The following is an 11,770-nucleotide window of genomic DNA, read 5'->3' as shown; positions in this document are numbered from 1 at the left end:
CTGCATAATCACTTTAAGGGGGAACGAGAATGATTCCATACAAACATGAACCATTCACAGACTTTACAAACAAAGAGAACGCTGCCTTGATTCAAGCGGCGATCGAGAAAGTGAACGGGGAGCTTGGTCAGGACTATCCGCTCGTGATCGGTGGGGAAAAAGTGACGACGGAAGGTAAGATCACGTCTTACAACCCGGCCAATAAAGACGAAGTCATCGGACACGTCTCGAAAGCGAACCAAGAACTCGCGGAACGTGCGATGCAAGAAGCGCTCAAAGCGTTCGACACGTGGCGTCACGTCGACCCGTCTGTCCGTGCCGACGTCTTGTTCAAAGCGGCGAACATCGTCCGTAAACGGAAGCACGAGTTCTCGGCCTACCTCGTCAAAGAAGCGGGCAAGCCTTGGAATGAAGCGGACGCGGACACGGCGGAAGCGATCGACTTCATGGAGTACTATGCGCGTCAAATGCTCGAACTCAAACCTGGTAAGAAAGTCGAGAGTCGCCCGGGCGAGTACAACCGCTATGACTACATCCCACTCGGGGTCGGGATCATTATCAGCCCATGGAACTTCCCGTTCGCGATCATGGCAGGGACGGCCGTCGCGGCCATCGTCGCCGGTAACACGATCCTCTTGAAGCCAGCTTCGACGACACCGATCATCGCGGCGAAATTCGTTGAGGTCATGGAAGAAGCGGGTCTCCCGAAAGGCGTCCTCAACTTCATCCCGGGACCGGGCGCTGAAGTCGGCGACTACCTCGTCGACCATCCGAAGACGCGCTTCATCAGCTTCACTGGTTCACGCGACGTGGGTCTCCGCATCAACGAGCGTGCCTCGAAGTTGAACGATGGCCAAATCTGGCTCAAACGCGTCATCGCCGAGATGGGCGGAAAAGACACGATCGTCGTCGACGAATCAGCGGACCTCGAACTCGCGGCCCAGTCGATCGTCAAATCGTCGTTCGGCTTCTCGGGACAAAAATGTTCAGCTTGTTCACGCGCCATCATCGTCGACAGCGTGTATGACACGGTGCTCGACCGCGTCGTCGAATTGACGAACGAACTGTCAGTCGGAAACACCGAGCAGAACGAACACTTCATGGGACCGGTCATCGATGCGGCCGCGTTCAAGAAGGTCACGTCATACTTCGACGTCGCGAAAGAAGAAGGACGCATCGTCACGGGCGGTAAAGCGGACGACTCGACCGGCTACTTCGTCGAGCCGACGGTCGTCGCCGACGTCGCACCGAAAGCACGTCTCATGCAAGAAGAGATCTTCGGGCCGATCGTCGCCTTCACGAAAGCGAAAGACTTCAAAGAAGCGATCGACATCGCCAACAACACCGAGTACGGCTTGACGGGCGCGGTGCTGACGCGTGACCGCTCGAACCAAGAATACGCACGCCAAAACTTCCACGTCGGCAACTTGTACTTCAACCGTGGTTGCACAGGCGCCATCGTCGGCTATCAGCCGTTCGGCGGCTTCAACATGTCAGGGACCGATTCAAAAGCAGGCGGGCCGGATTACATCCAGCTCCACATGCAAGCGAAAACGACGTCAGAGACGTTTTAATCCAGGGAGGCACGACGGGACAGCCCGTCGTGCCTTTTTTCTGTGTCGGCCTCACCCTAACGCCACGTCTAAAATCATCATGACGGTAAATCCAAGCATCAAGGCGATCGATGCCAAGTCCTTATGGCCATTCTCTTGCGACCCCGGGATGACTTCTTCGACGACGACAAAAATCATGGCCCCGGCGGCAAAGCTCAATGCGAACGGCAGTAGCGGCTCCATGACAAACACCGCCCAAACGCCGAATAAGGCGGCGACCGGCTCGACGACGGCCGACAGCTGTCCGTAGAAAAAACTCTTTCGTCGTGACATCCCGTCCCGCCTTAACGGCAGCGCCACCGCCACGCCTTCTGGAAAGTTTTGAATCCCGATCCCGATCGCGAGGGCGATGGCACCCGTCAACGAGGCCGATGGAAAGTCAGCCGCGACCGCCCCGAACGCGACCCCGATCGCTAGTCCTTCCGGTATGTTGTGCAACGTGATCGCTAAGACGAGCAACGTGCTGCGCTTTCGTTTGAACGGGCCGATTCCTTCCGCCTCACTGAGCGGGGAAGTCGGGTGCAAGTGCGGAATCAGTTGATCGATGCCCCATAAAAAGAATCCGCCCAATAAAAAGCCGACTGTGGCCGGCAACCAGGCCGGCCAAGCGTCCTGTCCTGCCATCTCGATCGCCGGCGCGAGCAACGACCAAAAACTGGCGGCAATCATCACCCCGCCGGCAAATCCGAGCATCCCGTCCATCAGCCGTTGATTGATCGATTTCGTCGTGAACACGACAGCCGCCCCGAGCGCCGTCATGCCCCATGTGAACAACGTCCCGAGCAAGGCTTGCATGGCCGGACTCAGTTGAGCCACCCCGTCCCACATCGCCATCGCCTCCCCTTAAGCTTTGTATGCGCACCCTATTCTTTTCCCGTCGTCCCCGCGTCGCTAATCTCAATTTGAACAATCAAAAAAGAGGAGAGCGACGTCGCTCTCCTCCGTTATAGTCCTACTTAAAATGTGCGCATCAAGTTCGCCATCTCGATCGCCGCCGTCGCTGCTTCCCAGCCTTTGTTCCCGGCTTTCGTGCCGGCCCGCTCGATCGCTTGTTCGATCGTCTCGGTCGTCAAGACACCGAAGATGACCGGCACTTCCGACTGGTAGCTCGCTTGGGCGACACCTTTCGCCGCTTCGCTGCAGACGTAGTCGAAGTGCGGCGTCGCCCCACGGATGACTGCGCCGAGCGTGATGACGGCGTCATACTTCTTGCTCATCGCCATTTTTTTAGCGACGAGTGGAAGTTCGAACGCGCCCGGGACGAACGCGATCTCGACGTCGTCTTGCTCGATGCCGTGGCGCTTCAACGCATCCTTCGCCCCGTCGAGCAAGCGCATCGTGATCAAATCGTTGAACCGTCCGACGACGATCCCGATTTTCAAGCCTTTACCAACCAAGTTACCTTCAAATGTATGCAACATTATTCTTCTCCTCCAAAATGATTCATTTTTTGTTGTTTCGTCAAGCGATAGCGTTCATTCTCGGCGTGCTCCCCGACGATGATCGGGACGCGTTCGACGACGGTGATGCCGCACGCCTCCAAGGCATCGACTTTCTCTGGGTTGTTCGTCATGAGCCGCACGTTCGTGACGCCGAGGTCACGCAGCATGCCCGCGCTCACCCGGTAGTCACGCAAGTCGGTATGCAACCCGAGCGCGACGTTCGCCTCGACCGTGTCGAGCCCTTGCTCCTGCAGTTCATACGCCTTCAATTTATTCAGTAAGCCGATGCCGCGCCCTTCTTGGCGCATGTAGAGCACGACGCCGCCCTCTTCTTCAATTTTAGCGAGTGACGCATCAAGTTGCGGACCGCAGTCGCAGCGGTAAGAGCCGAACACGTCACCGGTCAGACATTCCGAATGGATGCGGACGAGCGGCGCATGTTCAAGTTCGCCTTTGATGAGCGCGACGTGCTCTTCGCGGTCAAGGACGTTTCGATAACCGATCAGGCGAAACGTCCCTTTTGCCGAGGGGAGATTGACGTCCGCCTCTCGTTCGACGAGGTCCGTCTCCATATAGCGGACGAGCTCCTCGATCGTGATGAATTTCAAATCGTGCCGTTCCGCGACGTGGACCAGGTCCGGTACTCGAGCCATCTCGCCGTCTTCACGGATGATTTCGCAAATGACGGCGACCGGCTCACTCCCTGACAGTCGGGCCAAATCGACCGACGCTTCGGTGTGGCCGCGCCGCACCGAGACGCCGCCTTTTTTCGCGATGAGCGGGAAGATGTGTCCCGGCCGTTGAAAATCGGCCGGACGCGCGTTCGCATTGGCCAGCTCGCGGACCGTGTGGGCCCGTTCGCTCGCCGAGATGCCCGTCGTCGAGTCGACATGGTCGACACTGACGGTGAACGCCGTCCCGTGTGGATCGGTGCTGTTGTCGACCATCGGCGACAAGTCGAGCCGGACGGCGACTTCTTCCGCCAGGGCGGCACAGACGAGCCCTTTCCCTTCCGTGATGAGGAAGTTCATCGTCTCGGCCGTCATCTTATCGGCGAGGACGACGAAGTCACCTTCGTTCTCCCGGTCCTCGTCATCGACGACGATGATCGGACGCCCCATTTTCAAATCTTCGATTGCTTGTTCGATTGTGTGAAACATCACCATCCCGCCTTTCCGTATCCCATCGACGCAAGTGATTCGAGCGTCATGTCTTTTTGATTCACTAGCTTTTCCATATATTTAGCCAACATATCGCATTCCAAATTGACCTTATCCCCAGCCTGCTTCATCCCGAGCACCGTCTCACTGTACGTATGCGGGATGAGCGACAGCGTGAAGCCGCGTTCAGTGACCTCATACACCGTCAAGCTCGTCCCGTCGACCGAGATCGAACCTTTAGGGACGATGAAACGGAGCAACGACGGCTCGCAACTAATATCGATGTAGACCGCGTTCGCGAGCGGACGCTTCTTGACGATGCGACCGACCCCGTCGACGTGTCCCGAGACGAAGTGACCGCCAAAGCGACCGTTCGCCGGCATCGCCCGCTCGAGGTTGACGTCCGTTCCAGGGCGGACCCCGTCTAGACTTGACGCTTTGAGCGTCTCCGGCATGACGTCGACGGCAAAACTCGTTTGATCAAACGCCGTCACGGTCAGGCAAATCCCGTTCACCGAGATGCTGTCGCCGAGCTTCACGTCTTCTAACACGATCTTGCCCGCGAGCGTGAGCCGTAGCGACGGCCCGTTCCGCTTCACGGCTTTCACACTGCCGATTTCTTCAACGATTCCCGTGAACATCGGACTCCCCCTTTCTCATGACGAGCTTGATGTCGGTACCGACCGTCTCGACCGAGCCGATCGCGAAGCGCTCGATCGCATCTAACGGTCCGGCTTGGCTCGAGCGATAGACGCCTCGGTTCCCACCGAACACGCGCGGTGACTGATACATGACCCATTCGTCGACGTATCGGCCGTCAAAGAGTGACGTCACGAGCGTCGGTCCCGCCTCGATGAGCAAACGGCCGACGCCGCGACCATGCAAGTCACGAAGGACGTTGTCGAGTGTCGAATAGTCGGCAAGCTCGACACCGTTTTGAGCGAGCTCGGTCCGTTTCACTTCATCATCGGACAGCGTATAGACGAGCACCGGCACGTCTTTCGCGCTCCGGACGAGCTGACTCGAGAGCGGTAAGCGGAGCTCGCGGTCGAGGACGACCCGAAGCGGCTGACGTGTCGGCATGTCGAGCCGGACGGTCAAGGCCGGGTCGTCGGCGAGCACGGTCCCGATTCCAGTCAAGACGGCATCGACCGTCGCCCGTAGTTCGTGGACGTCACGTCTCGCTTCAGTCCCGGTCACCCACTGGCTCTCACCCGTGTCGAGCGCGACTTTCCCGTCTAGGCTCGTCGCCGTCTTCAATACGACGTACGGCCGTTTCGTCTCAAGCGAACGTAGGAACGCCGGATTGAGCGCACGGGCCTCGGCTTCGAGCAGACCGACTTCGACGTCGATCCCGGCCGCCTTCAAACGGGCGACACCTTTCCCTGCGACGAGCGGGTTCGGGTCTTCCATCGCGATGACGGCGCGCTTGATGCCCGACTCGACGATCAAGTCGGCACACGGCGGCGTCTTCCCGTAGTGCGAGCACGGCTCGAGCGTGACATAAATCGTCGCACCGTATGCGGACGCACCGGCCATGCGAATGGCGTGCACTTCGGCGTGCGGTTCACCGGCCTTCAAATGGGCACCGAATCCGACGACGCGACCGTCTTTGACGACAACGGCCCCGACGAGCGGGTTCACACCGGTCTGTCCGGCAGCGGACTTGGCCAATTGGATTGCTTGTTGCATGTACTGTTGCATCGTTCTCCCTCCTTGTTTCGTACAGACAAAAAGACCCTAAGGATGTCCTTAGGGTCTCGGCGGGAGGTCTCAGTCGTCATTGGTCGAGCCAAATAAACGTTTTCTTTACAGAAAAACGTACGACGAAGCGCAGGTCACGAGGACCTGTCTTTTTTCCTTCTCCCATCCAGACTATACTGTCGGCTCTAGAATCGCACTAGATCCACCGTTCGCACACGTGCGCCCGGGTCACGGACTTAAGGCTTGCGCCCATCACCGCCGGTTGGGAATTGCACCCGACCCCGAAGGAATATTTGTTTGTACTCCTTTACTTTAGCGCAAAAAAGAATCGAAGGCAAAAATAAAAGCGCAAAAAAAGCGCCACTCCGATGAGCAGCGCTTCCAATCAAGCCAAGAATAAGACGACGAGCAAACCGACGATCCAGCAATAGAACGAGAAGTACTTGAGCTCACCCTTCGCCATGATGTGCTGGAACCATTTGAGCGAGATGGCCGTCAGCGCGTACGAGGCGATGAACGCCAAGACGAGCGGACCGAACAGATCGCGCGTCGTCGGATCGGTGAACAATACCGGCCCGTCCAAGATCATCGTCCCGAGACTGACCGGGATGAACAAGAAGAACGAGAATCGGAGCGCCGACTCTTGTTTAATGCCGAGCAACATCGCCATGACGATCGTGGCACCCGAGCGGCTGATCCCTGGGATAAGCGCGACCGCTTGGGCGAGACCGATCAAGATGGCGTCACGTAACGTGATACCGCCGTCACCTTTACTCCCGCGCATGTTGCGGATGAACCAAAGTGCGACCCCGGTCAAGATCAACGTATAGCCGACCGTTGCGACGCCGCTGAGCGTCTCACCGATCCAATCGCCGAATAACACGCCGAGCACGCCGGCCGGTACGGTCGCGACGAGCAAGAGACCGATGAACTTGACGTCGATCATCGTATCCTCGCTGCGGTCTTTCTTAAATAAGAACGTCCACAGACTGACGACGAGCCGGACGACGTCTTGGCGATAAATCGTCAAGACGGCGAGGAGCGACGCAAAGTTGACGAAAATCTCGAACGACAGCCCCGGTAATTCGATATTGAATAACTCTTGGAAGATGACCAAATGACCGCTCGACGAGATCGGGATCGGTTCCGTGAACCCTTGGACGAGACCAAGCAGCAAGTAAAATAACCATATTGTCATATCATAATATCCTCTTTTCTCAAATTCGCTCAATGCGGATATTTTAGCAGAACCACGGTTTCATTGACCACCATTTAAAATTTTTTCGTATATTTTGAAAAATTTTATTGATTAGTCTGAAAATTAAATTTATTATAGAAGGGTACTCAACTGGACAACGGCGATGACCCCATTGTCCAGTTGGGTACATTTTCGTATGGAACTCATATAATTTACCAAAAATAAAACTTTTTGTTTACAAATGAATCCATATAATATTAAATTTGTAATATGCCTGTTACCTTTTTTTTAAATCTTTTATCCAACTTTATACCTACCGAGTCCCATTTTTAACATAAAAAACTTACAAAAGCGCTTATAAATCGTAAAAACTATCCGATAGTATGATTGTAGAAGCACTTTCGTCATCATTGTCGGTTCAGATATGAGTCCATGGAAGGAGGAACCATCATTGAGTCAAACGCTATCCACTAATACTCATCATTTATCAACCGAACAGCAACGCATGATTCACTGTATTCGTTTGCTCGGGGATTTATTAAAGGAACGTCCTCGTCGCTCTGTCTATCGTCGCTTCGCGATGGAGCAAAACTGGCCGTCTCCCGAATCGATCATTCGACAGTTCGGATCATGGGCCGAGGCACTCGCCATCGCCGGCTATGAATGGCATGGGGAAATCGCCGTTGATTTACCCGATAAAATGCCAAAATATACACGCGACGATATCGTCGAGACGCTTGCCCTCTATTCACGGGACATGGGTTCGATCATCACGCTGAAGAAGTATCAAGAATGGCGGAAACTACACCCGAAAGCACCGAGCCATTACCACATCGTCAAGACGTTCGGTTCGTGGCATGATGCCTGCGCCGAAGCCGGTCTTGAGGCGAGCGTGACTTACTCGAAGTCAGAGTTGTCGAACGCTCTTCGAGAAGCGATTCATGAGATGGGCTTCTCTCTTTCATTCGAGGCGTACCGAGAATGGGCAAAACGCAACAACAAGCCATCTACGAAAGCGATCTTGCATCGTTACGGGTCTTGGTCCGCTGCCATCCATGCGGTCGAGTCCGATATATTCAGCCAGAAATCATAATCATTCATTCAAAAAGGAGAACCGTTTAACGGTCCTCCTTTTTTCATTGAATTCGTTCGGTCGATGTGTCCCGGTAATGGGCGACACGGTCGCGCCCGTTAAACTTCGCCCCGACGTACATCGCCCGGTCGGCATGCCGCAACACCGTATCGAGCTCTTCGTATTCATGAATCGTCTCGATGCCGATGCTCGCCGTCACTTGGACCCGGATTCCTTCCGTCCCGAACGGGTGTGACCGGAGCGCTTGCCGAATCTTCTCACCGGTCACAATCCCCGCCGCCTCGTTCGTCCTCGGGAACACGAAGACGAACTCTTCGCCGCCGTAACGCGTGACGAGGTCACTGCTCCGGACGAGCCGGTTGAACAGGACCCCCGCTTCAATCAACACTTCGTCACCGAACGCATGGCCGTACGTATCGTTAATCGATTTAAAATGGTCGAGGTCAACCAAGAAGACCGACAACGGATACGACGCGACGTCGTTCAATCGCTCTTTCGTCCAACGTTTCAACGCCCGCTGGTTCGGCAACCCGGTCAACGGATCGGTCAGACTCTCGTGCTGGAGCCGATCCCGTTCATCGATCCGCTCGAGTGACCACGATAGCGTCTTGAGCAAGCGGTGAATCTCGACCGCGAGCGCCTCATCATAGGCCCCGTTCGCCGTCGTCGAAATCATACAACTGACCGCGTTCGTCGTGCTCGTCACCGGTTGAATGACGAGCGCGGAATGATGTAGTTCGCTTTGGTTCGCCTGAAGCTCCGGATGCCACTCGTGGAGCGAATCGTACAGAAAGTACGGCTCACTCGCGTCACGGTGCCGCTCGAGCGTATACGCATCAGCGACCGCTTCCGCTTTCCGCCCCCGTACATCATAAAACGTCTGGTCCCCGTCTCGATTGATTTGAAGCCAACCACGCTCGACCTCGACGACTTCCCGTAAGCCGTTCCAAAATTTTTCAATTAACAGCGCTTCGCTGTCGACGCGATAGAGCTGTTCTTTCAACCGCTCGACTTGATCGATCTTCGATTGCGTTTCTTCTGTCTGTGTCGCTTTCGACAACCCCATCTTCAAGATCGACAAGAGCAGGAACGTCGCCATCAACCCGACATACCCGAACAGTTGGAACGCCTCGAGCGCGACCATCGTGAACAACAGCTCGAGTGAGATAACGAGCCAATCGAACCGTAACAGACGCCACATAATCGGTAGCGGGATCCTCTCCCCGATCAAGAACCGGGACATGACGAAGCTAAAGCCGAGGACGAGATAAAGCACTCCGAAGAAACCGATCAGTGCCGCTCCCTGCTCAAGCAAGTGGACGGTCGACCCGATCTCACCGCCGAGCGAAAAGTAGACGAGACCCGGGATGACGAGAATCATCGCCTCGATCAGCGTGTTGAGCGGATAAAAGTGTAAGAAACGCCGGCGGCCGACTTTCCTGTTGAACGCCCGTGCCTGGAACGTCAACAACAGCAATTGCCCCATTAAAAGTGCCGGGACGAGCCCGTACAAGAAGAACGTCATGAAGACGAACAGCTCGTGGAATGTGAAGTGCAGATGCCGCCGCTTTAACGGGTTCATGACGAACAAGGCACCGAGCGTGTAGATGAACCAGAAGAACGTCCAATCGAACGTTTCCATATCGGTCCACATGTAATAGACGATCCCGATGAAGACGAGCGACCACGAAAGCCAGCTCCTTATGAGATACTTCCGAAACCGCATCGTCTCCCCCCTTTTCTTGTAACATTCCTTAACAGTATGAAGGGTTTCGGGGAAACATTCCAGTCGTTGTTTGAAAGTTGTGACAATGAAAAAAACCGTGGCGCACGCCACGGTCTGTCCGTTATTTCGCTTTCAAATAAGAAATGCCGATCGAGCCGGACCCGGTGTGGGCCCCGAGTAGCGGCGCGAGCGTGTCGACGCGGATCGGCACCTTGTCGCCGAGTTCCTGTTTCCACGACTCCGCAAGCTCCGGCACGTTCCCGTGGAAAATCGAGACGTCCGTGCATTCGCCTGACTCGATCGCCGCCCGGATGACCTCGAACAAGTGGGCTTGCGCCTTTTTATACGTCCGTACGGTCTGATACGGGACGATGAGCCCGTCCTCGAAGCGGAGCACCGGCTTCAGCTGCAGCATGTTGCCGATGAGCGCTTTTGATTTCGAGATGCGTCCACCTTTTTGCATTTGCGTCAAATTTTGAATCGTCAGTTCGATCCGGACGTCCTCGACGCGCTGTTTCATGTACGCCTCGACGTCATCAAGGGCGTCTCCGCGCTCGACGCGCTCGATCAGTTCTTCGAGCAACAGACCCATCGTATAAATACCCGACCGTGAATCGATGGCGAGCAGCTTGAACTCGGCGATCTCGGCCCCTTGGATCGACGCCGAGTACGTGCCGCTCAAGTCAGACGACAGGTGGACGGCGATGCCCATGTCATACTTCGGCTTCAACTCTTCATACAGCGTGGCGAAATCCCCGATTGCCGGTTGGCTCGTCGAGACGCGCTCGCCGGCATCGATCCAGTCGTACACCGTCTCGGCGTCGACTTCGATGCCGTCTTTATAAGGTTGATCGCCCTTGACGACGTAAAGCGGGACGATATGGATGTCTGGGTGGTGTTTGATCGAATCTGGCAAGACGACCGTGCTGTCCGTGATGTAGGCAATTTTCATGTGAGCCTCTCCTTTAAAATCGTGATTAGTACCTGGTAGTATGATTTTATCACAGGTGAAACGGTTTCACTAATTTTTCAAAAAATGTACCCGTCTTCGTCAAACGTTCAAACCTCTAAGGTCCACAATCCGCCCGAAACGGGTAAAAGATAACATGGACAAAGGAGGCGTTTTTTTATGATTCGAATCGAGAACGTCAATAAGATTTATAAGACCGGTGACATCGAGACGGCCGCCTTGAAAGACGTCGACTTGACGATCAACGATGGGGCGTTCGTCGTCATCCTCGGACCGAGCGGCAGCGGCAAGAGTACACTCTTGAACGTCATCAGCGGGCTCGATACGGTCACGTCCGGGAACATCACGTTCGATGACACCGTCTTGACCGACCTGTCCCCGGAACAGATGACGGCGTTTCGGCGCGACCATCTCGGCTTCATCTTCCAACAATACAATTTGCTCCAAAACTTGACCGTCTACGAAAATATCCAGATCGGGGCCGACCTGTCGACGCAACCGCTCGGTATCGACGAGCTGTTAGAGCAGGTCGGGCTGTCGCCTTCGCGCGACAAGTACCCGTACCAACTGTCCGGCGGTGAGCAGCAGCGCGTCTCGGTCGCCCGGAGTCTCGCCAAAAACCCGTCGATCATCTTTTGCGATGAACCGACCGGCTCGCTCGACGAGGACAACTCGAAGAAAGTGCTCGAGCTGCTCGAACGATTGAACACGACGTACGGCAAGACCGTCGTCGTCATCACCCACAACACCGGCATCAGCGCCATGGCCGACGACGTCATCAAGATGAACTCGGGACGCATCGTCGAACTGACGCACAACCCGGTCCGACAAGCCGCGCAAGACATCGCTTGGGGTTAGGAGGTT

The 11,770-nt window shown here is 55.6% G+C and carries 11 protein-coding genes and 1 riboswitch; of the genes, 3 read left to right on the top strand and 8 right to left on the bottom strand.

What is annotated here, in order from left to right:
- Nucleotides 1–29: 29 nt before the first annotated feature.
- Complete coding sequence (gene pruA, locus EVJ32_RS03120) at nt 30–1,574, top strand: L-glutamate gamma-semialdehyde dehydrogenase (RefSeq protein ID WP_131456549.1); 1,545 nt, start codon at nt 30–32, stop codon at nt 1,572–1,574.
- A 51-nt stretch (nt 1,575–1,625) separates the two neighbouring features.
- Here the strand turns inward: pruA and EVJ32_RS03115 are convergent, their stop codons facing one another.
- From EVJ32_RS03115 to EVJ32_RS03090, 6 genes are all read right to left on the bottom strand, one after another.
- Nucleotides 1,626–2,441 (bottom strand): ZIP family metal transporter, encoded by an 816-nt coding sequence (locus EVJ32_RS03115; protein ID WP_131456547.1) that lies wholly within the window; start codon nt 2,439–2,441, stop codon nt 1,626–1,628.
- 128 nt (nt 2,442–2,569) lie between these two features.
- The gene (gene ribH / locus EVJ32_RS03110) at nt 2,570–3,034 is read right to left on the bottom strand and encodes a 6,7-dimethyl-8-ribityllumazine synthase (protein ID WP_070328590.1); all 465 of its coding nucleotides are present in this window, start codon (nt 3,032–3,034) and stop codon (nt 2,570–2,572) included.
- Nucleotides 3,034–4,215, bottom strand: a complete 1,182-nt coding sequence (locus EVJ32_RS03105; protein ID WP_070328589.1) for a bifunctional 3,4-dihydroxy-2-butanone-4-phosphate synthase/GTP cyclohydrolase II — start codon at nt 4,213–4,215, stop codon at nt 3,034–3,036. The genes ribH and EVJ32_RS03105 overlap by 1 nt, the downstream gene beginning before the upstream one ends.
- On the bottom strand, nt 4,215–4,856 hold the full coding sequence (gene ribE, locus EVJ32_RS03100; protein ID WP_070328588.1) for a riboflavin synthase: 642 nt from the start codon (nt 4,854–4,856) through the stop codon (nt 4,215–4,217). Before ribE ends, EVJ32_RS03105 begins: the two co-directional genes overlap by 1 nt.
- Nucleotides 4,837–5,919, bottom strand: coding sequence for a bifunctional diaminohydroxyphosphoribosylaminopyrimidine deaminase/5-amino-6-(5-phosphoribosylamino)uracil reductase RibD (gene ribD, locus EVJ32_RS03095; RefSeq protein WP_131456545.1), 1,083 nt, complete (start codon nt 5,917–5,919; stop codon nt 4,837–4,839). The genes ribE and ribD overlap by 20 nt, the downstream gene beginning before the upstream one ends.
- A 150-nt stretch (nt 5,920–6,069) precedes the next feature.
- A riboswitch (FMN riboswitch) is annotated at nt 6,070–6,212 on the bottom strand.
- Between the two features lie 92 nt (nt 6,213–6,304).
- Nucleotides 6,305–7,117 carry an undecaprenyl-diphosphate phosphatase gene (locus EVJ32_RS03090; RefSeq protein WP_131456543.1) on the bottom strand — a complete coding sequence of 271 codons (813 nt, stop codon included), beginning with the start codon at nt 7,115–7,117 and terminating at the stop codon, nt 6,305–6,307.
- Between the two features lie 451 nt (nt 7,118–7,568).
- On the opposite strand from EVJ32_RS03090, the gene EVJ32_RS03085 reads away from it, so the two are divergent.
- On the top strand, nt 7,569–8,210 hold the full coding sequence (locus EVJ32_RS03085) for a homing endonuclease associated repeat-containing protein (RefSeq protein WP_236634064.1): 642 nt from the start codon (nt 7,569–7,571) through the stop codon (nt 8,208–8,210).
- A gap of 43 nt (nt 8,211–8,253) precedes the next feature.
- Here EVJ32_RS03085 and EVJ32_RS03080 read toward each other — a convergent pair whose 3' ends face one another.
- Nucleotides 8,254–9,936 (bottom strand): GGDEF domain-containing protein, encoded by a 1,683-nt coding sequence (locus EVJ32_RS03080; protein ID WP_131456539.1) that lies wholly within the window; start codon nt 9,934–9,936, stop codon nt 8,254–8,256.
- Between the two features lie 121 nt (nt 9,937–10,057).
- Nucleotides 10,058–10,888 carry a DegV family protein gene (locus EVJ32_RS03075; RefSeq protein WP_131456537.1) on the bottom strand — a complete coding sequence of 277 codons (831 nt, stop codon included), beginning with the start codon at nt 10,886–10,888 and terminating at the stop codon, nt 10,058–10,060.
- A gap of 177 nt (nt 10,889–11,065) precedes the next feature.
- On the opposite strand from EVJ32_RS03075, the gene EVJ32_RS03070 reads away from it, so the two are divergent.
- Nucleotides 11,066–11,764 carry an ABC transporter ATP-binding protein gene (locus EVJ32_RS03070; protein ID WP_131456535.1) on the top strand — a complete coding sequence of 233 codons (699 nt, stop codon included), beginning with the start codon at nt 11,066–11,068 and terminating at the stop codon, nt 11,762–11,764.
- Nucleotides 11,765–11,770: the final 6 nt, after the last annotated feature.

It is taken from the genome of Exiguobacterium sp. SH5S4 (genome assembly GCF_004337045.1).
GTDB lineage: Bacteria > Bacillota > Bacilli > Exiguobacteriales > Exiguobacteriaceae > Exiguobacterium > Exiguobacterium aurantiacum_A.
Note: the sequence above shows the minus strand (reverse complement) of the source record. Positions and strands in the feature narration are given on the sequence as shown.